The organism is Streptomyces sp. NPDC054796 (assembly GCF_053611545.1).
In genome coordinates, this window is sequence record NZ_JBSHAO010000005.1 from 180,547 (window position 1) to 201,743 (window position 21,197).

Below are 21,197 nucleotides of genomic sequence, written 5' to 3' on the forward strand. Positions count from 1 at the left end.
CAGGGGTGAAGGGCCGGAGGGAGGAACCGGAACCGTGGACTTCGGGGGCGAGGGAGGGGACGAGGCGTTCCGGGAGGAGGCGCGGACATGGCTCCGCACCCACCTCGTCGGCGACTTCGCGGCAGCCGCCCGCCGGGGCGGTCCCGGCAGCGAGCACGAGGCAACGGACGTCCGCCGCGCGTGGGAGCGCGAACTGGGCGCCGCCGGATGGATCGGCATGGGCTGGGACCGTACGCACGGCGCGTACGGCAACCGGGCCGCGAGCCTCACTCAGCAGGTCGTCTGGGCCGAGGAGTACGCGCGCGCCGGGGCACCGGGGCGGGTCGGGCACATCGGCGAGAACCTGCTCGCGCCGACGCTGCTCGCCTACGGCACGCCCGCGCAGCGCGACCGCTTCCTGCCCCCCGTCGCGCGCGGCGAGGAACTGTGGTGCCAGGGCTACAGCGAGCCCGGCGCCGGGTCCGACCTCGCCGCGGTGCGGACGTCAGCCGTCCGGGAGGGCGGTGACGGCGACGGCGGCGGCACGTACCGCGTCACGGGCCAGAAGATCTGGACCTCCCTCGCGCGGGAAGCGGACTGGTGCTTCGTGCTGGCCCGCACCGAGGCGGGATCGCGGCGGCACCGCGGACTGTCGTTCCTGCTGGTGCCCATGGACCAGCCGGGACGCATCGAGGTACGGCCGATCCGGCAGATGTCGGGGACGGCCGAGTTCAACGAGGTCTTCTTCGACGGCGCGCTGGCCCGCGCGGAGCACCGCGTGGGCGAGGAGGGCGAGGGCTGGCGCGTCGCGATGGGACTGCTCGCGGTGGAGCGCGGCGTGTCCACCCTCGTGCAGCAGATCGGCTTCGCCGCCGAGCTGGCCGAGGTGATCGGCCTGGCGCTGCGTACCGGCGCCGCCGGGGCCGACCCCGTGCTGCGCGAGCAACTCGTCCGCTCCTGGGCCGAGCTGCACGCCATGCGCTGCAACGCCCTGCGCACGCTGGGCCGGAACGGCGACGGCAACGGGCGCGCCGGGCACGGGCGCGCGCCCGGCCTCGGCGCCGGGCCCGAGGGCGCGCCCAGTGTCGCCAAGCTGCTGTGGGGCGGCTGGCATCAGCGGCTCGGCGAACTGGCGGTGCGGGTGCGGGGCGCGGCGGGCGCGCTGGGCCCGTACGACTGGACGCCGGAGCGTCCGTACGCCCTCGATCCGCTCCAGCGGCTCTTCCTCTTCACCCGCGCGGACACCCTCTACGGCGGCTCGGACGAGGTGCAGCGCAACATCATCGCCCAGCGCGTGCTGGGCCTCCCGAAGGAGCCACGCGCATGACGCGCACACAGGGCACACAGGGCACACAGGGCACAGCGTCCACGAAGGGTCCGACGCCCGCGAAGAGCTACCAGCACTGGATCGACGGGCGCCGGCACGAACCGGCCGCCGGGCACTATCCCGTCATCGCACCGGCCACCGAGGAGCCCGTCGGCCTCGCCCCCGAGGCGGGCGCGGACGGCGCCGAGGTGGACGCGGCGGTACGGGCGGCGCGCGGCGCACAGGAGGAGTGGGCGCGCACGGAGCCGCGCGAGCGCGCCGCCGTGCTCGACCGGATCGCCGACCTGCTCACCGAACGCGGCCCCGCGCTCGTGCCCCTGCTCCAGGCGGAGACGGGCGCCACGGCGAAGGTCGCCTCGGGGATGCAGATGCCGACCGCGGCCGACCGCTTCCGCCGCTACGCGCGCGGCGCGCTCGAACCCGCCACCGTCCCCCTCGCGCCGCAGCCCGTGCGCGCGAGCGCGCTCGCGCCCGGTGGCCTGATCGGCGCCGCCGCGGTGCGGCGGCCCGTGGGCGTGGTGGGGTGCATCACCTCGTACAACTTCCCCGTCGTGAACCTCGCGGGCAAAGTCGCCCCCGCGCTCGCCATGGGGAACGCCGTCGTGTGCAAACCGGCTCCCCAGGACCCCCTGAGCTGTCTGGAACTGGGGCCGCTCCTCCAGGAGGCGGGGCTGCCCGACGGGCTCTACAACGTGGTCACGGGATCGGGCGCGGCGGCGGGCGAGGCCCTGGTCGGGCACCCGGACGTCGACATGATCAGCTTCACCGGTTCCACCTCCGTGGGCAAGAAGATCGCCGAGACCGCGGCGAAGGGGATGAAGCGCACCCTCATGGAGCTGGGGGGCAAGGGCGCGGCAGTCGTCCTGGAGGACGCGGACGCGCGCACGGTGAAGTCCGCGCTGGGCGCCGTCGCGTCGACGTGGGCCTTCCACAGCGGTCAGATCTGCACGGCGCCGACCCGTGTCCTCGTCCACAGCTCGCTCTACGACGAGGTCGTCACCGCTCTCGCACAGTACGCCGAGGCACTGACAGTCGGTGATCCCGACGATCCGGCCACGCTGGTCGGCCCCCTCATCTCGGCGGCCCAGCGCGACCGCGTCGAGTCCTATGTGGCGGGCGCGCGCGCCCAGGGCGCCAGGGTCGTGGCGGGCGGCGAACGCCCGGCGCTGAAACCGGGCTTCTACGTAGCGCCCACCCTTCTCGCCGGTGTCACCCCGGAGATGACCGTCGCGCGGGAGGAGATCTTCGGCCCCGTGGTCGTCGCCCTCCCCTTCGAGGACGAGGACGAGGCGGTCCGGATCGCCAACGGCACGCCCTACGGGCTGTCCGACTACGTGTTCAGCTCGGACGCGGGGCGCGCCTGGGCGTTCGCGGCGCGGCTGCGCAGCGGCAACATCGGCATCAACACCGTGCAGCGCCACCCGGAGACGCCCTTCGGCGGCTTCAAGGAGTCCGGTATCGGGCGCGACGGCGGCTCGTTCGGGCTGCACGCGTACAGCGAACTCCAGTCGCTGGTCTGGCCCTCCTAGGGACGGCACGGGGACCGGCAAGCGGCGGCATGGCGGCGGCACAGCGGTTGACGTAGCGGTCGGCGCACCAGCAGCACCCCTCGCGCAACAGCGGCCGGGGGAACCAGGACCGAGGGAACCAGGACCGAGGAGCGGGCCCATGCGCGGTGTCATCTTCGACGGCAGGCAGGCACAGGTGGCCGACGACCTGGAGGTGCGCGGCCCCGGGCCCGGCGAGGTCCTGGTCGCGATACGGGCGGCGGGCCTCTGCCACAGCGACCTCTCCGTGGTCGACGGGACCATCCCCTTCCCGGTCCCCGTCGTCCTGGGGCACGAGGGCGCGGGCGTCGTGGAGGCGGTCGGCGAGGGGGTGCGGCATGTGGCGCCCGGTGACCACGTCGCGCTGTCCACGCTCGCCAACTGCGGGACGTGCGCGGAGTGCGACCGCGGGCGCCCCACCATGTGCCGCGCGGCCATCGGCAGACCGGGGCGCCCGTTCACGAGGAACGGGGAGCGACTGTTCAACTTCGCCTCCAACTCGGCCTTCGCTGAGCGCACCGTCGTCCAGGCGGTCCAGGCCGTGCGCATCCCGGACGACATCCCCTTCACCTCGGCCGCGCTCATCGGCTGCGGCGTGCTGACCGGGGTGGGCGCCGTCCTCAACAGGGCCCGGGTCGGCCACGGCGAGTCCGTGGTCGTCATCGGCACGGGCGGCATCGGGCTGAACGTCCTCCAGGGCGCCCGCATCGCCGGGGCCTCGCCCCTGGTGGCGGTGGACGCGAACCCGGCGAAGGAGGAGGTGGCCAGGCGGTTCGGCGCCACCCACTTCGTCGACGCGTCCACGGTGGCGGACACGGGCGCGGCCGTGCGCGAGATCCTGCCGACGGGCGCCGACCACACCTTCGAGTGCGTGGGCAGCACGAAGCTGATCCGGCAGGCCGTCGATCTCCTGGACCGGCACGGCCAGGCCGTGCTCCTGGGGGTGCCGCCGGCCGACGCGGAGGCGTCGTTCCTGGTGTCGTCCATGTACCTGGACAAGTCGATCCTGGGCTGCCGTTACGGCTCCTCGCGCCCACAGCGGGACATCGCCCTCTACGCGGACCTCTACCGGCGCGGGCTGCTGCTGCTCGACGAGCTGGTGACGGAGGTCTATCCCGTCGAGGACTTCGCCAAGGCCGCCGACGACGCGCACCACGGGAGGGTCGCCCGCGGCGTGCTCACGTTCTGACGAACCGGGTCGGGTCGGCGGGGCGGGGCGGGCCCGGCAACCGTCAGGCCGCGACCGTTTCCGCGTCGCGGCCCGTGCGGAACGTGCGCCGGTACGCGCTGGGTGAGACGCCCAGCGCTGCCTGGAAGTGCGCTCTCAGCGACGAGGCCGAGCCGAAACCCGCGTCGGAGGCGATGCGGTCGACGGGCAGATCGGTGTCCTCCAGCAACTGCCGCGTCCGCTCGACGCGCTGCCGGGTCAGCCACTGCTGCGGGCTGACGCCGACCTCCTCGCGGAAGCGCCGCGTGAAGGTGCGCACGCTCATCGACTCGCGCTCCGCCAGGGCGCGCAGCGTGAGGGGCTGCCCGAGGTTCTCCAGCGCCCAGGCGCGCGCGGTGCCGGTGCTGTGGATGCCTGCCACGGGGACGGGCCGCTCGATGAACTGGGCCTGGCCGCCGTCCCTGTGGGGCGGTACGACGGTGCGGCGGGCCACCGAGTTGGCGACGGCCGAGCCGAAGTCCTCGCGCACCATGTGCAGGCACAGGTCGATGCCGGAGGCGACTCCGGCCGAGGTGAGCACGTTTCCGTCGGCCACGTAGAGCACGTCCGGGTCCACGCTCACCTTCGGGAAGAGCGCCTGGAAGCGCGCGCACGACGCCCAGTGGGTGGTGGCCCGCCTGCCGTCCAGGAACCCCGCCGCCGCGAGCACGTAGGCGCCCGTGCAGATGGACGCGACGCGCGTACCGGGCCGTATGCGGGCCAGCGCGTCCGCGAGCGGGCGGCTCAGCACCCCCTCGGCGAAGGGCTCGTCCGCCTCGTGCGCTGCGGGGACGATCACCGTGTCGGCCTCGTCCAGCGCCTCGGGGCCGTGGTCCACGTTGACGGTGAAGTCGGCGTCCGTACGGACCGGGCCCGGCTCGGCGGAGCAGGTGACGACCTCGTAGAGCAGCGTGCCCTCCTCGGTCTTGGCGCGGCCCATCAGGCGGTGCGGAATGCCCAGTTCGAGTGGCAGCAGACCGTGCCGCACGAGGACGGCGACGCGGTGGCGGCCCGGATGACGGAAGACAGCCATGGCCCGATCCTCGCACATCATGGCTTTCGGGCCACTCGTTCGCACGGGGGCGCTGCCGGAGGCTGTTCCGCGTGACCCGGACAACCGAACTCCCTTCGCCAGAGGACCGCGACGAAACCCGTACTGGCCCCCGTATCGGCCGCCGTACCGGCGCGCCGCCGGAGGAGCGGGTTCCGCGCGTGCACCGGGCGTGGTGGGTGGCGGCCGTCGCGTTCGTCGCCCTCGTGGGCGCCGCGGGCTTCCGTGCCACGCCCAGCGTCTTCATCGACCCCCTGCACGAGGAGTTCGGCTGGTCCCACAGCACCGTCTCGGCGGCCGTGTCGGTGAACGTGCTGCTCTACGGGCTCACCTCGCCCTTCTCCGTGGCCCTCATGGAGCGCTACGGAGTGCGCCGCATCGTCGCCTGCGCCCTGCTGCTGATCTCGGCGGGCAGCGGGCTGACCGTCTTCATGGACGCCACCTGGCAGCTCGTCCTGTGCTGGGGCTTCCTCGTCGGACTCGGCACCGGGTCCATGGCGCTCGCGTTCGCCGCGACGATCAGCAACCGCTGGTTCATCCGGCGCCGCGGCCTCGTCAGCGGCATCCTCACGGCCGGAGGCGCCGCGGGGCAGCTCGTCTTCCTGCCGCTGGTCGCGCTCCTGGTGGAGGGCCCTGGGTGGCGCGCCGCCTCGCTCACGGTCGCCTTCTGCGCGCTGGCCGTCGTGCCCCTGGTGCTGTTCGTGCTGCGCGACCGCCCCGAGGACACCGGCCTGCTGCCCTACGGAGCGGGCCCGGACTACGTCACTCCGCCCACGCCCCCGCCGGGCGCGGCCCGGCGCACCCTGGCGACGCTCAGGGACGCGGCGCGTACGAAGGTCTTCTGGCTGCTGGCCGGGACCTTCGCGGTGTGCGGCGCGTCGACCAACGGCCTCGTCGCCACCCACTTCGTCCCGGCAGCGCATGACCACGGCATGCCGGTGCCGGCCGCCGCCTCGCTGCTCGCGGTGATCGGGGTGTTCGACCTGATCGGGACCGTCGCCTCGGGCTGGTTCACGGACCGCTTCGACGCGCGCAGGCTGCTCGCCGTCTACTACGCGCTGCGCGGCGTCTCGCTACTCTTCCTGCCGCTGCTCTTCGCGCAGGACGTGCGCCCCTCGATGCTCTTCTTCATCGTCTTCTACGGGCTCGACTGGGTCGCCACCGTGCCGCCGACCATCGCCCTGTGCCGGGAGCACTTCGGCGAGAACGGCTCCATCGTCTTCGGCTGGGTCCTCGCCTCGCACCAGGTGGGCGCCTCGGCCGTCGCCTTCCTCGCGGGACTCGCGCGCGACACCTTCGGCTCCTACGACGTGGCCTGGATCGGCTCGGGCGCGCTGTGCGCCGTGGCGGCGCTGATGGCCCTGGTGATCCGCAGGAGGCCGGTCACGGCGTGAGGCGGGGGTCCCCTGGGGCCGGACCCGCGTCCGTGTCCGGGCTCGGGTCCGGGTCCGCCCCCGGGGCCAGGTCCGGGGCGCGGAAGGTGGCGCGGTAGGCGCTCGGTGTCACGCCGAGCGCCGCCTGGAAGTGCTGGCGCAGGGAGGCGCCGGTGCCGAAGCCGACGCGTGCGGCGACCGCGTCGACGGGCAGCCCGGTCTCCTCCAGCAGGTGACGCGCCCGTTCCACGCGCCGCTGGCTCAGCCACTGCACGGGCGTGAGGCCGACCTCCTCACGGAAGCGGCGGCTGAACGTCCGTACGCTCATGGCCTCCCGCTCCGCCAGCTCGCGCAGGGACAGCGGGCGGTCCAGATGACGCAGCGCCCACGCGCGCGCGGCGCCCGTGGAGGCGCGCTGCCCGGGCTCGGGCACGGGGCGCGGGATGAACTGCGCCTGCCCGCCCTCCCGGTGCGGGGGCACCACGGTGGAGCGGGCCACGTCGTTGGCGACGGCGGCCCCGTGGTCGCACCGGATCATGTGGAGCGTCAGATCGATCCCGGCCGCCTCGCCCGCCGAGGTGAGGACGTCGCCCTCGTCCGTGTAGAGGACGTCGGGATCGAGCGTGACGGCGGGGAAGAGGCGCCGGAAGTCCTCGGTGGACTTCCAGTGGGTCGTGGCCCGCCTGCCGTCCAGGAGCCCCGCGGCCGCCAGCGCGAAGGCGCCCGTGCAGACGGAGGCGACGCGCGTACCGGGCCGTATGCGGGCGAACGCGTCAGCGAGCGGCCCGTCCAGCCTCCCGTCCGTCTCCGGCACGTCCGGCTCGTGGGTGGCCAGGACGACGACGGTCTCCGCGCCGTCCAGCGCCTCGGGCCCGAGCGCGACGTGTACGGGGAAGTCGGCGTCCGTACGCACCAGCCCCGGCGTGAGGGCGCAGGTGACGACCTCGTACAGCGGGCGGTCCGTGCCTGGCGCCCTGGCCGCGCGGAAGAGCTGGTGCACGAGGCCCAGCTCCATCGGCATCACCCCGTGCCGGACGAGGACGGCGACGCGGTGAGGGCGAGGGCGAGGGCGAGGGCGAGGGCGAGCGGTAGGGGAGGCTGTGGGCGACGGCATGGCCAGATTCTTTCACCTCACGTCCATCTGGCCACTCGTGGCGACAAGGGGCCGTCGCGAGGATCGGCGGCATGAGGATTCTCTGGATATTCGCGCACCCCGAACGCCGCTCCCTGAACGGCTCCCTGCTCGACGACGGCCTGCGCGCCCTGTCCGCACAGGGCCACGAGAGCCGGGTCTCCGACCTGTACCGCATGGGCTGGAAGCCGGTTCTCGACGCCGCCGACCTGGGCGGGACACCGGAGGACGGCGGACGGCTGCTGGTCGGCGCCGCGCAGGAGCGCGCGTACCGCGCCGAAGCGCTGGCCGACGACATCCGCGCCGAACAGGAGAAGATCGCCTGGGCCGACGCGCTCGTCTTCCAGTTCCCCCTGTGGTGGCACGGGCCGCCCGCGATCCTGAAGGGCTGGTTCGACCGCGTCCTCGTCCAGGGCCTCGCGTTCGGCCTCCGGTCCCCCGAAGGGCGTGCGCTGCGCTACGGAGACGGCGGCCTGGCGGGCAAGCGCGCCATGGTGGTCACCACCGTCGGGGCGCGTGCGTCGGGCTTCGGCCCGCGAGGTGTGCACGGGCACGTGGACGAGGTGCTGTTCCCGCTGCTGCACGGCACGTTCTGGTACACCGGCATGCCCTCGGTGCCGCCGTTCGTCGTCTACGGTGCCGACCGGCTGACGGCCACCGGCTACCAGGAGTACGCCGACGAACTGCGCGCACGCCTCCGCGACCTGCCCACGGCCGCGACGCTTCCGTACCGCCACGAGGCGGGCGGCGACTACGACGACGCGCTCGTACTGCGCCCCGCCGTGGCGCCGGGCCGCACGGGGCTGGGCGTGCACCTGCGGCCCGAGGGCGCGGGGGAGCCGGAGCGGGACCGGGGCCGGGGCCGGGCGGCGGCGGTCAGGGGGTGAAGCGGCCGAAGGCGCCCCGGTGGAACAGCAGCGGCGCCGCGTCGTCCCGTACCGCGTCGAGCGCCTGGACGCGCCCCACCACGATGAGGTGGTCCCCTCCGGTGTGCACGGCGTGGACGACGCAGTCGATCCAGGCCGGTACTCCGTCGAGGCGCGGCGAGCCCGTGACGGGCGCCGGTGTCCACCCGATCCCCGCGAACTTGTCGCCGCCGCGCACGGCGAAGCCCCGGCACAGTTCGCCCTGTTCCGCGCCCAGGACGTTGACGCAGAAGACACCGGCGCGTGCGATACGGGGCCAGGTCGTGGACGTACGGGCGATCATGAAGGCGACCAGGGGCGGGTCGAGGGAGAGCGAGGCGAAGGACTGGCACGCGAACCCGGCGGGCGGCCCCTGCTCCCCGTCCGGCTCCTCTTGTGGGGGCGCGGGGCGCTCGCCGGGGGCGGTGATCACGGTGACGCCCGAGGCGAAGCTGCCCAGCACACGACGGAACTCGGCGGGATCGAGCGGCGCCCGCTCGTCGTCCCGTACCGCGCGCAGGCCGGGGCGTGGCACGGGGGCGGCCGACAGGGGCGTGCCCCGGTCCGTCTCGCCGGGTGCGGACGCCGTCGCGCCCACCGACCGCAGATAGCGCACCGCGGTCGCTGCCATGCCTGCGTGTCCCATCATGGACTCATTGAATCTGATGGCCCATCAGATGTGAACCCCTGGCAGGCGGCTCGGTCAGTGCCGGTCGGTGTCGCTCGGTGTCGGCCAGCGCCGGTCAGTGCCCCCGGTACTCGGGGGTGCGGCGCTCGACGAAGGAGGACACGCCCTCGGCCGCGTCCCTCGTCGTCATGTTGACCTCCTGCGCCTGCGCCTCTGCGGCGAACGCGGTGGCACGGTCCACGTCCAGCGAGGCGTTGACCAGTTCCTTGGTGAGCGCCAGCGCGCGGGTGGGGCCCGTGGCGAGGCGCTCCGCCCAGGCGCGCGCGGTCTTCTCCAGCGCGTCGGGCGCGACGACCCGGTTGACGAGCCCGAGCCGTTCCGCCTCGGCGGCCGGGAGCGAGTCCCCGAAGAACAGCAGCTCCTTCGCCCGCTGAGGCCCCACGAGACGCGGCAGCAGATAAGCGCCGCCCCCGTCGGGCACCAGACCGCGCCGCACGAACACCTCCACGAACGTGGCGTCCTCGGCCGCCAGTACGAGATCGCAGGCGAACGCGAGATGTGCGCCGATGCCCGCAGCGGTGCCGTTGACCGCCGCGATCACCGGCTTCTCGCAGTCCAGCACGGAGGCGACGAGGCGCTGGGCGCCACGGCGGAGGGTGCGTGCCACGTCGCCCGGGACGCGTTCCGGGGCGCTGGTACCTCCGCCCCCGCTTCCGCCCCCACTTCCGCCCTTGAGATCCGCTCCGGCGCAGAACGCGCGGCCCTTCGCGGTGAGGACGACCGCGCGTACGGCGGGATCGGCGGAGGCGCCTTCCAGCAGCGCGATGAGGCGTTCCCGCTGGTCCCAGGTGAGGGCGTTCATGGCCTTGGGCCGGTCCAGAGTGATCCACGAGACGCCGTTGTCAGTGGCGTGGCGTACAACTTCTTCCACGGGCTCATCACCGGGGGAGGTGCTCATGGGAACGCTGCTCCTTGTCGCCGTCACGGCCGCTGTCGCGGTCGTCGCTGTGGTTGCCGCTGTCGCGCTGCTCGGTTCGCGCGTGTGCGGGCGGGGCACGCAGCGCGGACGCCCTTCACCGGCAGACGGCCAGCGCGTCGAGCGCCACCGCGCCCTGGCCCCGGGGCAGGACCACCAGGGGGTTGATGTCCAGTTCCGCGAGGCTGTCGCCCAGTTCCAGCGCCATGCGCTGGACGCGCAGGACGACCTCCACCAGGGCCTCCGTGTCGGCGGGCGGCAGCCCTCGCACGCCGTCGAGGAGGGCGCGCCCGCGCAGTTCGGCGAGCATTGCGCGGGCCCGGTCCTCGCCGAAGGGCGGGATGCCGATGGCCACGTCGCGCAGGACCTCCACCAGCACGCCGCCGAGCCCGACGGTCACCGTCGGCCCGAACAGGTCGTCCTGGCCCACGCCCACGACCATCTCGACGCCCTGCTCGATCATCTGGCACACGAGGACGCCGTCCAGCTCGACGCCCTCGTAGCGCGCGATGTCGGTCAGGTCGCGATAGGCGTCGCGCACCTGGCTGGCGGAGGTCAGGCCGACCTTCACCAGGCCCAGTTCGGTCTTGTGGGCGAGCTGCGGGGCCGATGCCTTCATCACCACCGGGTAGCCGACCTGCGCCGCAGCCCGCACGGCGCCCGCCGCGCTGGTCACGAGCTGCTCGCGGGGCACGCGGATGCCGTAGGCGCGCAGGAGCTGCTTCGCCGCGTGCTCGCTGAGCTGCTGCCCCTCGCGCAGCAGCGCGCGGGCCTTGCGCGCGGAGGGGGAGAGGGTGCGGGGCGCCTCGTCGAAGGGAGAGCGGTAGTCGCGGGTGAAGCGGTGGTGTCCGAAGTAGGCGCGCACGGCGGTCACGCAGTTGGCGAACGTACGGAAGGTGGCCACCCGCGAGGAGCCGAGCAGCGTCTTGCGATAGGCGTCCTCGTCGCCGACGGGCGAGCCCCAGATGACGCAGACGAGCTTGTCCGTCTCCTCGGCCGCGTCCACGAGGTCCTGTGCGAGCTTGTCGCTCATCGGCGGGAAGGGCCCGGTGATGGGGCAGATCAGCACGCCGACGTCGGGGTCGGCGAGGATCGCGTCGATGATCTTGCGCCCGCGCCAGTCGCCCACGGGGTGGCCGCCGTTGTCGATGGGGTTGGCCACGCTGAGATAGTCCGGGATCCACTGGTGCAGCTCGGCCTGCTTGGCGTCCGAGAGCGTGGGGAGTTCGAGCCCGGCCGCGCTGGCCAGGTCGGAGAAGTGTGCCCCGGTGCCCCCGGAGATCGAATACACGGCGACGCCCTCCGCGCGCGGCGCGCGTGCCCGCGCCAGCAGCGCCGCGGTGTCCTGGAGTTCGTCGAGTCCGTCGACGCGTATCACGCCGTACTGCCGCATCGCCGCGTCGACGGTCGCGTCGGCGCCGGTGAGCTTGCCGGTGTGCGAGGCGGCCGTGCGCGCCCCGGTCTCGGTGCGCCCCACCTTGACCGCGACGACGGGCACCCGGTTCCGGGCCGCACGGTCGGCGGCGAGCAGGAAGCCGCGGCCGTCCTTGAGCCCTTCCACATAGGCGGCTATCGCCCCGACCTCGGGACGGGAGGCGAAGTAGGAGATGAAGTCGGCGGTCTCCAGATCGGCCTCGTTGCCGGTCGGAGCCCAGTGTGAGAGGCGGACGCCCAGTTCCTGCATGGTGAAGACGGGACGCCCCTGGTGGCCGGACTGCGTGATCAGGGCGATGGCGGGCCCTTCGAGATCGTCGCGGAACCTCTCGAAGGCGTTGAGGTTGGTGTTCGGGCCGAGCAGGCGCAGGCCCGAGCGCTCGGTGACCTCGGCCAGTCGCTCCTGCGCCGCCGCGCCGTCCTCGCCGGTCTCGGCGAAGCCGGAGGCGAAGGCGACGGCGAACCGGGTCTTGGTGTCGGCCAGTTGCTCGATCACCGGGACCGGGTCGCCGACGAGCAGCACCGCCACGTCGACGGGCTCGGGCAGATCGGCGACGGAGGAGGAGCAGGACAGCCCGAACACCGTCTCCCTGGTCGGATGCACGGGGTGGAGCCTGGCCCCCACCCGCTCCGACCACGCGATGAGCTGGCGGGTGATCCCGGTGTTGGGCCGTCCCTCGGCGTCCGACGCTCCGACGACGGCGACGGACTCGGGCCGGAAGAGCCGGTCCAGATCGGGTACGGGCGCGTGCAGCGGGCGACCGCTGACGTCGAGCCCGTCGTCCGACGCTGTGCCGTGCACGATCTGTGCCGAGTGCTCGCCGCAGGCCACGACACGGGCCGGACGGGAGGTGGTGGTGAGGGTGCCGTGAGTCGATCCAAGCATCGTTCTCGCCCACTCCTGTGTGGTGGCCAACACAACTGACGCCCTGTCAGATTACTGAACTGACAGGGCGTCAGGAAGAGGCCGTACCCACCGCGCCGTCAGCCGCGGTGTCCGCGCGGGGCCGGTCGGCCACCCGGTTTTCCGGGGAGGGCGGGTCCCCGGCCAGTGTCGGGGCACCGGGCGTACGGGGTCCAGAGCGCGGGCGGCGGGGGCGGGTGGCGAAGGAGGAGCGGGGGCACGCACGCGACGGCGGCCCCTCCGCCCCGATGAGAGGGGGAAGGGGCCGCAGTCCGGCGCTCCGTCAGGAGAGATACGTGGTGCGGACAAGTGCTACCCGGTGATTTCCCGGCGCGTTCACCGAGGCCCCCCTTCCCCATGTCTGTTTTCGCGCGCTAATTCAGGAGAGGTTGATCATTTCGGACTTTTCCGCACGCGGGCAGAGAATTGCCCCGGGTCGCCGCAGCGGCCCGGGGCAATGCGCGCTTGTTCAGTTCAGCGTGTGTGCGAGGTTCAGTCGTTGCCGACTTCGAGGAGCCAGCCGTCGCTCTGCTCGGTGCACATGAAGCCGTCGGTCTGGCCGTTGTTCGTCAGCTCGGCTCCCTTGTCCATGCAGGCCTGCTGGGTGGGGAAGCCGCGGTATTCGTCCGCCGCCTGTGCGGTTGCCGCTGTGGCGCCGGTGATGGCCGCGAGGCTGGCCAGGACGACTGCTGCCTTTGCGAACTTGCTGCGCATGCACACCTCAAGTGAATGTGGTTCAGCCGAATTTCCGCTGAGCCATGACTTTCGGGATCCAGGGCGTCTCCACGTTTCCGTGAAAAGGGATAGCGAATTTCCGCTGTCCGACGCCCAAGGGGAAAGTATCAGGCGCCCGTTGCCCCTTCGGGTTACTCGTCCGTATGTTACGTGCGCAGGGCATCTTGTTACATTCTCAAGTGCTAGGCGGCGGCCTTGGATATCGCTTTGGCGATTTTGTCCGCGTCGCGGGCGATTTCGCGCAGCATCCCGCTGATGGGATTGGTGAACCCGGTGAAGTGCAGTCCGGGCGCGTCCGGGTGGGTGCGTCTGCCGTGGACGACGGGGCGGCCCCGCGCGTCCAGCACGCCGAGGTGGCCGACGAGGTCCTCCAGCCCGCGCCGGTAACCCGTCGCGGCGATGACGACGTCCGGAGTGACCGTCGTCCCGTCGGTGAGCTGGACCTTGGACCCGTCGAGCGACTCGACACCGGCCACGGGCTCGACGCGGCCCTCGCGCACCGCCTTGACCAGGCCGACGTCCTGCACCGGGATCGCGCCCTCGCGCACCCGCGAGTAGAGGCCGGTCGTGGGCCTCGGGAGCCCGTACGGGGAGAGGTCGGGGAGCGACGCCTTCGCCAACTGGGCGGCGAGCCCGTCCACCAGGCGCGTCGGCAGCCGGCGGCACAGCACCGCGCTCGCCTGCGCGGGCCAGCCCAGGGTGGTGCGGCGGACGATGTGCGGTGGGGTGCGCACGGCGAGGCGTACGCGCGAGGCGCCGCCCTCCGCGAGATCGACGGCGATCTCGGCCCCTGTGTTGCCGACGCCGACGACGAGCACGTCCTTGCCCGCGTACGGGGCTGCGTCGCGGTAGCGCGAGGCGTGCAGCAGCTCGCCCTCGAAGCTCTCGCGCCCCGGCCAGTCGGGCAGATGCGCCGTGTGGTTGCAGCCCGTGGCCACGACCACCACCGGAGTGGTCAGCCGCCGCCCGCCGTTGGCGTGGAGCACCCACTGCTCGCCGTGGCGGTCGAGGCTGTCCACCTCGACGCCCGTCGCGACCTCGATCTGGTGATACTCGGCGTAGGACTCCAGATAGCGCACGAGATCGTCGCGCGCGACCCAGCGCCCGTACGAGCGGGGGATCGGCAGGCCCGGCAGCGACGACCAGCGGCGTGTGGTGTGCAGGTGCAGCCGGTCGTAGTGCGCGCGCCAGGAGGCGCCGACGGAGTCGGACTTCTCCAGCACCACGGTGCTGATCCCGCGCGCTCTGAGCGCGGCGGCCGTCGCGAGTCCCCCGGGTCCGGCGCCGATGACGTGGACGGGTCTTCCCTCATCGGTCATGGGCATGACGGAGAGCTTAGTGCCCATGACCCCTTGCGCACCCGGGGGCATTCCGATGAACTGACGTACCGTCAGATCAACCGTGGGGGCAAGGAGGTTGGCCCATGGAGATGGAGACCGTGTGGCTCAGCGGGGCCGAGTGGCTCGCCGTGCTGCGCGTCGGCCTCGGCCTGTGGTGGCTGGAGAGCTGGCGGCACAAGGACAAGAAGGGCTGGTTCGAACGCGGTACGGGCATCGCCTGGGCCGGTGACGTCGCGGCGAAGCACCGCTGGCGCGCGGTCGGCAAGGGCTTCGACACGGTCGTGAGGCCGAGGCCCAAGGCCATCGCGTACGTCGTCGTGTACGCGGAACTCGCGCTCGGGCTCGGCCTGGTGCTCGGGTTCCTCACACCCGTCGCGCTGGTCGGGGGACTGGTGCTCAACCTCCTCTACCTCGTGCTGATGATCCACGACTGGGCCGAGCAGGGGCAGAACGCGATGATGGCGCTCATCTCGCTCGTCGCGCTCTTCGGCATGAGCTGGCAGACGTGGTCGCTGGACAGCGCACTGGGGATCTTCTGATGGCGGGCCGTCCGGTGAGCCGTCCGGTGAGCCGCCCGGTGAAGCTTCCGGCGAACCTTCCGGAGGCCGACGCCTTCACGCGCACGTACTGGGACGCCGCCGCCGAGGGGCGGTTGCTGGTGCGCCGCTGCCGGGCCGACGGGTGCGGCGCCGCGCACCACTACCCGCGCGAGTTCTGCCCGCGCTGCTGGAGCGAGGACGTCGTGTGGGAGGAGGCGAGCGGACGCGGCACGCTCTACACCTGGTCCGTCGTCCACCTCAACGACCTGCCGCCCTTCGCGGCGCGCGTCCCCTACGTAGCGGCCGTCGTGGACCTCGCGGAGGGGCCCCGGATGATGACCGAGGTCGTCGGGTGCGAGGAGGGCGCGCTGCGGGTGGGGATGGCGCTGCGGGTGGCGTTCCGTACGGAGGGTGACCCGGAGGAAGGGGAGGGCGGGGCGAGCGGGACGGCGGTGTCCGTGCCGGTGTTCACGCCCCTGGAGTGAGGGCGCGGACGAGGGGGCGGAGGATGGGGATATGCGGAGACAACCTGTGCTCGTCTACGACGGAGACTGCGCGTTCTGCACCACCTCGGTGAGGTTCGCCGAGCGGCGCCTCCACGCGCGATGCGAGGCCACGCCCTGGCAGTTCGCCGACCTGGAGGCGCTCGGCGTCGCGCGGGAGAGGGCCGAGCGGGAAGTGCTCTGGGTGACCCAGGGCGGGGAGGTGCACGGCGGGGCCCAGGCCGTGGCCAGGCTGCTGATGCGCTCGCGGGGCGGCTGGCCGCTGCTGGGCGCGCTGCTCACGCTGCCGCCCGTGCGGTGGGCGGCGCACGGCGTGTACCGGCTCGTCGCGGAGAACCGGCAGCGGATGCCGGGCGGCACCGCGGCCTGCGCGGTCCCGCGACCGCCCGGCGGTACGGGTACGGGTACCGGCACCGGTGCCCGCGCCTGAGAGGGCCGGCCCGGCGGGGGCGCGCCCCTACGGGGACACGTCGCGCTCGACAGCGGGCCCAGTGACGCCGAGCCGCGGACGCCGGGGGCGCCCCTGCGGGGCACGTCGCGCCCCGGCCCCGTCGAACCCCGGCCCATCGGGCCCCGAACCTAGTCGCGGCCCAGCACCACCGTGCCCGAGGAGCAGAACCAGCCGCCCGTCCCTGACGCGACGGCGAGGCGCGGGAGCCCGCCGTCCCGCCCCGCCGCCTGCCGACCCTCACCCGCCTCGCCGCGCAACTGCCGCACCGCCTCCACCAGCAGGAACAGCCCGCGCATCCCGGGGTGGCAGGCGGACAGGCCGCCGCCGTCGGTGTTGGTGGGCAGGCCGCCCTTCAGCGTGAGCCGCCCGCCCGTGACGAAGTCGCCGCCCTCGCCCTTCGCGCAGAAGCCCAGGTCCTCCAGGGTGACCAGCGTCATGTAGGTGAAGGCGTCGTAGATCTCGGCGACGTCGATCTCGTCGGGGCGCACCCCCGCGCGCCCGAACGCGTCGCGCCCCGAGACGGCGGCGGGCGAGACGGTGAAGTCGTCCCACTCGGACATGGTGGTGTGCGAGACGGCCGTGCCGGAGCCCAGCACCCACACCGGGGGCCGCGCCAGGTCCGGCACCCGGTCCTCGGCGACGAGCAGCACCGCGCAGCCGCCGTCGCTGCGCACACAGCAGTGCAGCTTGGTGAACGGGTCGGCGATCATCGGGCCCGCGAGGACGTCGTCCACGGTGAGGGGCGCGCGGTACATGGCGTCAGGGTTGGCGGCGGCGTTGGCGCGGGCCTGGACGGCGACCTCGGCCAACTGCTCCAGGGTGGTCCCGTACTGGTGCATATGGCGGCGCGCCGCCATCGCGTACTTCGCGATCAGGGTGTGCCCGTAGGGCACCTCGAACTGGAGCGGGCCGCGTGCGCCGAACGAGAGGTTCGCCGTGCGGCGCCCGGCCTTGAGATCGGCGCGCGCCGTCGAGCCGTAGACGAGGAGGACCGCCTCCGCGTGCCCCGCCGCGATGGCGTCGGCGGCGTGCGCGGCCATGACCTCCCAGGTCGAGCCGCCGACGGAGGTGGAGTCCACCCAGGTGGGGCGCAGTCCGAGGTACTCGGCGACCTCGGCGGGCGCGAGCGTCCCGAGCCCCGCCGAGGCGAACCCGTCGATCGCCGAGCGCTCCAGCCCGGCGTCGGCGAGCGCGCGCCGCGCGGCCTGGGCGTGCAGCGCGTACGGCGTGGCGTCGTCGACCCGCCCGGTGTCGGACAGCGCGACCCCGGCGACGGCGACCCCGCGCCGCCCGGTCCCGCGCCCGGCCTCGTGTGCGGTGGTGCGTGCGGTGGTGTGAAGTGCAGCGGCAGCCATGGAATCTGACGGTACATCAGATGTGTGCGGAGCTGGAGAGGTGCGGCGCCGGTGCGCGAGGCCGGGCTCCGCGAGGCCGCTCCGCGAGGTCGCGAGGGTTGGACGGCCCGCGCCTCTGGGCATCTCGTAAGCACGTCCCTAGCATGACGCCCCGTCAGATCTGAGGGGAGTGCCGATGGACACCGCGTTCACCGAGGAGCAGGACGAGATCCGGCGCACCGTACGGGAGTCGCTGGCCAAACGGTGCGGCCCCGGCGAGGTGAAGTCCGCCGTGCTCACCGGGCACGGCTACGACGAGGACCTGTGGCGCCTCCTCGCCGGGCAACTGGGCCTGCCGGGGCTCACCGTGCCGGAGGAGTACGGGGGTGCGGGCTGCGGAGGCGTCGAACTGGCGCTGGCCTGCGAGGAGGCGGGCCGCGTGCTGCTGCCCTCGCCGCTGCTGGCCAGCACGGTGCTGAGCGCCCCGCTCGTACGGGCCCTCGGCACCGACGCACAGCGCGCCGCGCTGCTGCCCCGGCTGGCCTCGGGTGCCCTGACCGCCGCGCTGGCCGTCCCCGGCGGCGCGCTTCCGCTGGCGCTCGGCCTCGTCGGCGCCGACGCGACGGAGGGGGCCGACGCGGCAGCGGGCGACGGTCGCGGCCGGGCCCCGGACGCGGACTGGTCGGGCGGCGGGCGCGCGGGCGGTGTCCAAGCGCGCTGCACGGACGACGGCTGGCGGCTGTACGGCGAGGCCGCGCAGATCCTGTCGGGCCACAGCGCGGGCCTGCTCCTGGTCGCGGCGCACACGGGTGGCTTTGTACGGGGCCGGACGCTGCTGTTCCTCGTGCGCGAGGGCGCCGAGGGCCTGGTGCGGGCCCGGCAGACCGGGCTCGACGAGACCCGCGCCGTCGCCCGCGCCGAACTGCGCGACACCCCGGCGGAGCTGCTGGGCCACGACGATGCCACTGCCGTACGGGACGCGCTCGCGCGTGTGGGCGCCTCGGCCGCGGCGGCGCTCGCGGCGGAGGCCGTCGGCGCGGCGGACGGGGCGCTGGAGCGTACCGTCGAATACGTCAAGACGCGCGAGCAGTTCGGCCGGGCCATCGGCTCCTTCCAGGCCGTGCAGCACCGGCTGGCCGATGTGTACGTACGGGTGCAGGCCGCGCGCTCGGCCGCGTACTACGCCGCCTGGGAGGCGAGCGGACCCGCCGCCTCCGGCAACGGCCCAGGGCCGGTTCCGGTTCCGGCCCCGGTTCCGGGGGGCGTGTCGGCGGGGCTCGCGCTGGCGCAGGCACTGGACGCGCTGCGGCTCGCGGCGGGAGAGGCGGTGCAGTTGCACGGCGGAGTCGGCTTCACCTGGGAGCACGAGGCGCACCTCTACTTCAAGCGCGCGGCCGGGGACGACCTCCTCCTCGGCCCGGCACACCGCCTCCGCGACCACGCCGCGGCCCGCGCGGGCCTCTTCACGCCGCCCTCGCCGCGCCCGCCGTCCCCGTCGCCCACTCTCGAAACCGGCGCCGACGCGGCGGTGAGGGCGTGATGGACAGGGCGAGGATGGTGCAGCGGATGTCCTCGACGAGGGGCTTCGCGAAGGTCGCCCCGTACGTCGTCCCGGCCCTGGACCGCACGGTCCACCGGCTCACCGGCGGCAGGAAGATGCTCAGCGACCAGATGCTGCCGGGCGTCGTCCTGACCGCCAAGGGCGCGAAGACGGGCCTGGAACGGCGTACGCCGCTGGCCTGCATGCCCGAGGAGGGCGGCACCTGGCTGCTCGTCGGCAGCAACTTCGGCAAGCCGGGCCACCCCGCGTGGACCGCCAACCTGCGCCGTCACCCGGAGGCCGTGATCAGTTGGAAGGGCGAGGAGATCCCCGTCACCGCGCGCCAGTTGGAGGGCGCGGAACGGGAGGAGGCGTGGCAGGCCGTGCTCGGCTTCTGGCCGCCGTACGCGGTCTACCAGTCACGCGTCGAACGCCGCCTGCGCCTCTTCAGGCTGGAGCGCCGCTAGAACAGCGTCCCTAGTAGAACGGCGCCCACGGCAACCGACCCGACGCCACGGCAACCCGCCCGACGGCCCGGCGTGCCGGAGCGACGCCGCCCCGCACACTCCAGCCGCCTACTTGACGGGCTTCTTGCCCGTCACACCCAGGTGCACCAGCAGCGCGAGGCTCGGCTTCAGCTCCGCCTGCTTGACGCCCCAGCTCTGGAAGCCCTTCTGGTGCCCCGCGACCGAGGCCAGCATGGCGACGAGGGCGCCCGCCATCGCGGCGGGGTTCACGTCCTTGTCGACCCTGCCCTTGGACTGCAACTCCTTGATGGAGTCGGCGAGGGAGTTGTTGACCGAGTTGAGGATCTTCATGCGGATCTTGTAGAACCGCTTGTCGCCCTCGGCCGCGCCCAGGTCGACCACGCGCAGGATGGCGTCGTTCTTCCGCCAGAAGGAGAGGAAGCCGTCGACCAGCTCCTCCGCCGTCTGCCAGCCCGACTTGCCCGTCCAGGACCGCCCCGCGACGAGGTCGGTCAGGCCCGCGCCCTCCTTCGCCATGGCCTCGGCGAGTTCCAGCACGGCGCCTTCGACGTCCGGGAAGTACTGGTAGAAGGTCGCAGGGGACGTGCCCGCCTTCCGCGCGACATCAATGACCTTGACGTCGCGATACGGCGACGAGCTGAGCATCTCGCTGAGGCAGTCGAGCAGCTTCTGCCGCGTCGCCTGCCCGCGGCGCCCGGCTACTCGGCCGTCGACGGTTCGAACTTGTCCTGTCATGCCGTCAGCTTACCGAGGGGTGATCGGGGCGCGATTCGGCGCATGCAAATGGGGTGAAGCGGCGTCATCACGGGAGCGCGGCCGGGGCGCGGGCGGGATGCGGAACCGCCGGTGTTCAGTGCTTTTCACTGCGCTTGCCCCCGAACACGGCTAGCGTTCCCGTACAGGTCGGAATCCGCCCCCAGGGAGGTACGGAAACCATGGCCGCACACGTGGGCAGACATGCGGACAGGCATGCGGACAGGCATGTGGACAGGCCCCGCGAGGGCGCCCCCTGCTGGGCCGACGTGATGCTGGCCGACCTGGAGGCGGGCAAGCGGTTCTACGGCGGGCTGTTCGGCTGGAGCTTCGGCGAGCCGGTGAGCGGCAGGGACGCGTACACGCTCGCCTATCTGGACGACGGTGTGGTCGCGGGCCTCTTCGTGAAGCCCGACGGGCGCATGCCCACCGTCTGGAACCTCTATCTCGCGACGGACGACGCGAAGCTGACCGCCTCCCGCATCCGCGAGGCGGGCGGCCGGATGCTGATGGATCCCATGCCGGTGAACGGCGTGGGCGTCAACGCGGTGGGGGCCGATCCGGAAGGCGCCGTGTTCGGGCTCTGGCAGACCAGGACACAGAGCGGCTTCGAGGTGCGCGAGCGTCCTGGCGCCTACATATGGGCGGAGGTCTACGCACGGGACAAGATGACGGCCGACGCCTTCTACACCGAGGTCTTCGGCTACGGCATGCGGGACATCGACGCCGGAGGGGGAGCGGACTTCGCGCTCTGGGCCCTGGAGGGCGATCCGGTGGACGACGCGCACGCCGTCGGAGGCCGCTGTCTCATCGAGAGCACCTTCGCTCCGCAGATGCCCGCGCAGTTCCTCACCTACTTCGCCGCGGCCGACTGCGACGAGACGGCGCGCACGGCGGTCCGCCTGGGCGGGCGCGTCCTGCGCGGCCCCGAGGACAGCCCGTACGGGCGCTTCGCCGTCCTGACGGACGACCAGGGCGCGAGCTTCGCCGTGCTGGAGCCGCCGTCCGGGGAGGCCGCGGGCTGAACCGTACCCGGCGCGGAACCGTAGCT

Annotated in this window: 20 protein-coding genes; 11 read left to right on the plus strand and 9 right to left on the minus strand. The window is 73.3% G+C overall.

Annotated elements, in window-relative coordinates; genetic code table 11:
- Window positions 1–34 precede the first annotated feature (34 nt).
- The 3 genes from ACWGJ2_RS06480 to ACWGJ2_RS06490 all read left to right on the plus strand — a co-directional run bounded on the left by ACWGJ2_RS06480 (window position 35) and on the right by ACWGJ2_RS06490 (window position 4,042).
- A complete protein-coding gene (locus tag ACWGJ2_RS06480; protein ID WP_453344903.1) occupies window positions 35–1,306 on the plus strand; it encodes an acyl-CoA dehydrogenase family protein in 1,272 nt (423 codons plus the stop codon).
- Window positions 1,303–2,835, plus strand: a complete 1,533-nt coding sequence (locus tag ACWGJ2_RS06485; protein WP_453344833.1) for an aldehyde dehydrogenase family protein — start codon at window positions 1,303–1,305, stop codon at window positions 2,833–2,835. Before ACWGJ2_RS06480 ends, ACWGJ2_RS06485 begins: the two co-directional genes overlap by 4 nt.
- A gap of 139 nt (window positions 2,836–2,974) precedes the next feature.
- Window positions 2,975–4,042 carry a Zn-dependent alcohol dehydrogenase gene (locus ACWGJ2_RS06490; RefSeq protein ID WP_453344834.1) on the plus strand — a complete coding sequence of 356 codons (1,068 nt, stop codon included), beginning with the start codon at window positions 2,975–2,977 and terminating at the stop codon, window positions 4,040–4,042.
- Window positions 4,043–4,085: 43 nt separating this feature from the next.
- Here ACWGJ2_RS06490 and ACWGJ2_RS06495 read toward each other — a convergent pair whose 3' ends face one another.
- Window positions 4,086–5,093 (minus strand): GlxA family transcriptional regulator, encoded by a 1,008-nt coding sequence (locus ACWGJ2_RS06495; RefSeq protein WP_453344835.1) that lies wholly within the window; start codon window positions 5,091–5,093, stop codon window positions 4,086–4,088.
- Between the two features lie 71 nt (window positions 5,094–5,164).
- Between ACWGJ2_RS06495 and ACWGJ2_RS06500 the strand changes: the two genes are divergently transcribed.
- Window positions 5,165–6,505, plus strand: coding sequence for an MFS transporter (locus tag ACWGJ2_RS06500; protein WP_453344836.1), 1,341 nt, complete (start codon window positions 5,165–5,167; stop codon window positions 6,503–6,505).
- On the opposite strand, the gene ACWGJ2_RS06505 is transcribed toward ACWGJ2_RS06500, so the two are convergent.
- A complete protein-coding gene (locus ACWGJ2_RS06505) occupies window positions 6,495–7,598 on the minus strand; it encodes a GlxA family transcriptional regulator (RefSeq protein WP_453344837.1) in 1,104 nt (367 codons plus the stop codon). The two genes, ACWGJ2_RS06500 and ACWGJ2_RS06505, sit on opposite strands and share 11 nt — an antisense overlap.
- Window positions 7,599–7,669: 71 nt before the next feature.
- Between ACWGJ2_RS06505 and ACWGJ2_RS06510 the strand changes: the two genes are divergently transcribed.
- The gene (locus ACWGJ2_RS06510) at window positions 7,670–8,503 is read left to right on the plus strand and encodes an NAD(P)H-dependent oxidoreductase (protein WP_453344838.1); all 834 of its coding nucleotides are present in this window, start codon (window positions 7,670–7,672) and stop codon (window positions 8,501–8,503) included.
- Here ACWGJ2_RS06510 and ACWGJ2_RS06515 read toward each other — a convergent pair.
- From ACWGJ2_RS06515 to ACWGJ2_RS06535, 5 genes are all read right to left on the minus strand, one after another.
- Complete coding sequence (locus ACWGJ2_RS06515; RefSeq protein WP_453344904.1) at window positions 8,493–9,152, minus strand: flavin reductase family protein; 660 nt, start codon at window positions 9,150–9,152, stop codon at window positions 8,493–8,495. The two genes, ACWGJ2_RS06510 and ACWGJ2_RS06515, sit on opposite strands and share 11 nt — an antisense overlap.
- 112 nt (window positions 9,153–9,264) lie before the next feature.
- Complete coding sequence (locus ACWGJ2_RS06520; protein WP_453344839.1) at window positions 9,265–10,107, minus strand: enoyl-CoA hydratase/isomerase family protein; 843 nt, start codon at window positions 10,105–10,107, stop codon at window positions 9,265–9,267.
- Window positions 10,108–10,222: 115 nt separating this feature from the next.
- Window positions 10,223–12,445: an acetate--CoA ligase family protein gene (locus tag ACWGJ2_RS06525; RefSeq protein WP_453344840.1), complete on the minus strand. Its 2,223-nt coding sequence runs from the start codon at window positions 12,443–12,445 to the stop codon at window positions 10,223–10,225.
- A 510-nt stretch (window positions 12,446–12,955) separates the two neighbouring features.
- Window positions 12,956–13,177, minus strand: a complete 222-nt coding sequence (locus ACWGJ2_RS06530) for a hypothetical protein (RefSeq protein ID WP_453344841.1) — start codon at window positions 13,175–13,177, stop codon at window positions 12,956–12,958.
- Between the two features lie 203 nt (window positions 13,178–13,380).
- Window positions 13,381–14,517: a flavin-containing monooxygenase gene (locus ACWGJ2_RS06535; protein WP_453344905.1), complete on the minus strand. Its 1,137-nt coding sequence runs from the start codon at window positions 14,515–14,517 to the stop codon at window positions 13,381–13,383.
- Window positions 14,518–14,627: 110 nt separating this feature from the next.
- On the opposite strand from ACWGJ2_RS06535, the gene ACWGJ2_RS06540 reads away from it, so the two are divergent.
- Genes ACWGJ2_RS06540 through ACWGJ2_RS06550 form a run of 3 tightly spaced genes read left to right on the plus strand, consistent with a single transcriptional unit; the run spans window position 14,628 to window position 16,010 of the window.
- Window positions 14,628–15,077, plus strand: coding sequence for a DoxX family protein (locus ACWGJ2_RS06540; protein ID WP_453344906.1), 450 nt, complete (start codon window positions 14,628–14,630; stop codon window positions 15,075–15,077).
- Between the two features lie 38 nt (window positions 15,078–15,115).
- Window positions 15,116–15,562 (plus strand): Zn-ribbon domain-containing OB-fold protein, encoded by a 447-nt coding sequence (locus tag ACWGJ2_RS06545; protein WP_453344842.1) that lies wholly within the window; start codon window positions 15,116–15,118, stop codon window positions 15,560–15,562.
- A gap of 31 nt (window positions 15,563–15,593) precedes the next feature.
- Window positions 15,594–16,010 carry a thiol-disulfide oxidoreductase DCC family protein gene (locus tag ACWGJ2_RS06550; protein ID WP_453344843.1) on the plus strand — a complete coding sequence of 139 codons (417 nt, stop codon included), beginning with the start codon at window positions 15,594–15,596 and terminating at the stop codon, window positions 16,008–16,010.
- Between the two features lie 149 nt (window positions 16,011–16,159).
- On the opposite strand, the gene ACWGJ2_RS06555 is transcribed toward ACWGJ2_RS06550, so the two are convergent.
- Window positions 16,160–17,386 carry a thiolase C-terminal domain-containing protein gene (locus tag ACWGJ2_RS06555; RefSeq protein WP_453344844.1) on the minus strand — a complete coding sequence of 409 codons (1,227 nt, stop codon included), beginning with the start codon at window positions 17,384–17,386 and terminating at the stop codon, window positions 16,160–16,162.
- A 175-nt stretch (window positions 17,387–17,561) separates the two neighbouring features.
- Here ACWGJ2_RS06555 and ACWGJ2_RS06560 point away from each other — a divergent pair, with 175 nt between their 5' ends.
- Window positions 17,562–18,905 (plus strand): acyl-CoA dehydrogenase family protein, encoded by a 1,344-nt coding sequence (locus tag ACWGJ2_RS06560; protein ID WP_453344845.1) that lies wholly within the window; start codon window positions 17,562–17,564, stop codon window positions 18,903–18,905.
- A gap of 26 nt (window positions 18,906–18,931) precedes the next feature.
- Complete coding sequence (locus ACWGJ2_RS06565; protein WP_453344846.1) at window positions 18,932–19,372, plus strand: nitroreductase/quinone reductase family protein; 441 nt, start codon at window positions 18,932–18,934, stop codon at window positions 19,370–19,372.
- 108 nt (window positions 19,373–19,480) lie between these two features.
- Here ACWGJ2_RS06565 and ACWGJ2_RS06570 read toward each other — a convergent pair whose 3' ends face one another.
- Entirely contained in the window at window positions 19,481–20,128 is a 648-nt protein-coding gene (locus tag ACWGJ2_RS06570) for a TetR family transcriptional regulator (RefSeq protein WP_453344847.1), read from the minus strand.
- 200 nt (window positions 20,129–20,328) lie between these two features.
- Here ACWGJ2_RS06570 and ACWGJ2_RS06575 point away from each other — a divergent pair, with 200 nt between their 5' ends.
- The gene (locus ACWGJ2_RS06575; protein WP_453344848.1) at window positions 20,329–21,171 is read left to right on the plus strand and encodes a VOC family protein; all 843 of its coding nucleotides are present in this window, start codon (window positions 20,329–20,331) and stop codon (window positions 21,169–21,171) included.
- The last annotated feature ends 26 nt before the right edge of the window (window positions 21,172–21,197 follow it).

Bases quoted from the DNA above. Each gene is read 5' to 3' on its own strand.
- ACWGJ2_RS06535 (WP_453344905.1), bottom strand. From the start codon at position 14,517: ATGACCGATGAGGGAAGACCCGTCCACGTCATCGGCGCCGGACCCGGG.
- ACWGJ2_RS06570 (WP_453344847.1), bottom strand. From the start codon at position 20,128: ATGACAGGACAAGTTCGAACCGTCGACGGCCGAGTAGCCGGGCGCCGC.
- ACWGJ2_RS06555 (WP_453344844.1), bottom strand. From the start codon at position 17,386: ATGGCTGCCGCTGCACTTCACACCACCGCACGCACCACCGCACACGAG.
- ACWGJ2_RS06550 (WP_453344843.1), top strand. From the start codon at position 15,594: ATGCGGAGACAACCTGTGCTCGTCTACGACGGAGACTGCGCGTTCTGC.
- ACWGJ2_RS06530 (WP_453344841.1), bottom strand. From the start codon at position 13,177: ATGCGCAGCAAGTTCGCAAAGGCAGCAGTCGTCCTGGCCAGCCTCGCG.
- ACWGJ2_RS06540 (WP_453344906.1), top strand. From the start codon at position 14,628: ATGGAGACCGTGTGGCTCAGCGGGGCCGAGTGGCTCGCCGTGCTGCGC.
- ACWGJ2_RS06565 (WP_453344846.1), top strand. From the start codon at position 18,932: ATGTCCTCGACGAGGGGCTTCGCGAAGGTCGCCCCGTACGTCGTCCCG.
- ACWGJ2_RS06510 (WP_453344838.1), top strand. From the start codon at position 7,670: ATGAGGATTCTCTGGATATTCGCGCACCCCGAACGCCGCTCCCTGAAC.
- ACWGJ2_RS06525 (WP_453344840.1), bottom strand. From the start codon at position 12,445: ATGCTTGGATCGACTCACGGCACCCTCACCACCACCTCCCGTCCGGCC.
- ACWGJ2_RS06515 (WP_453344904.1), bottom strand. From the start codon at position 9,152: ATGGCAGCGACCGCGGTGCGCTATCTGCGGTCGGTGGGCGCGACGGCG.
- ACWGJ2_RS06575 (WP_453344848.1), top strand. From the start codon at position 20,329: ATGGCCGCACACGTGGGCAGACATGCGGACAGGCATGCGGACAGGCAT.
- ACWGJ2_RS06560 (WP_453344845.1), top strand. From the start codon at position 17,562: ATGGACACCGCGTTCACCGAGGAGCAGGACGAGATCCGGCGCACCGTA.
- ACWGJ2_RS06505 (WP_453344837.1), bottom strand. From the start codon at position 7,598: ATGCCGTCGCCCACAGCCTCCCCTACCGCTCGCCCTCGCCCTCGCCCT.
- ACWGJ2_RS06490 (WP_453344834.1), top strand. From the start codon at position 2,975: ATGCGCGGTGTCATCTTCGACGGCAGGCAGGCACAGGTGGCCGACGAC.
- ACWGJ2_RS06495 (WP_453344835.1), bottom strand. From the start codon at position 5,093: ATGGCTGTCTTCCGTCATCCGGGCCGCCACCGCGTCGCCGTCCTCGTG.
- ACWGJ2_RS06485 (WP_453344833.1), top strand. From the start codon at position 1,303: ATGACGCGCACACAGGGCACACAGGGCACACAGGGCACAGCGTCCACG.
- ACWGJ2_RS06520 (WP_453344839.1), bottom strand. From the start codon at position 10,107: ATGAGCACCTCCCCCGGTGATGAGCCCGTGGAAGAAGTTGTACGCCAC.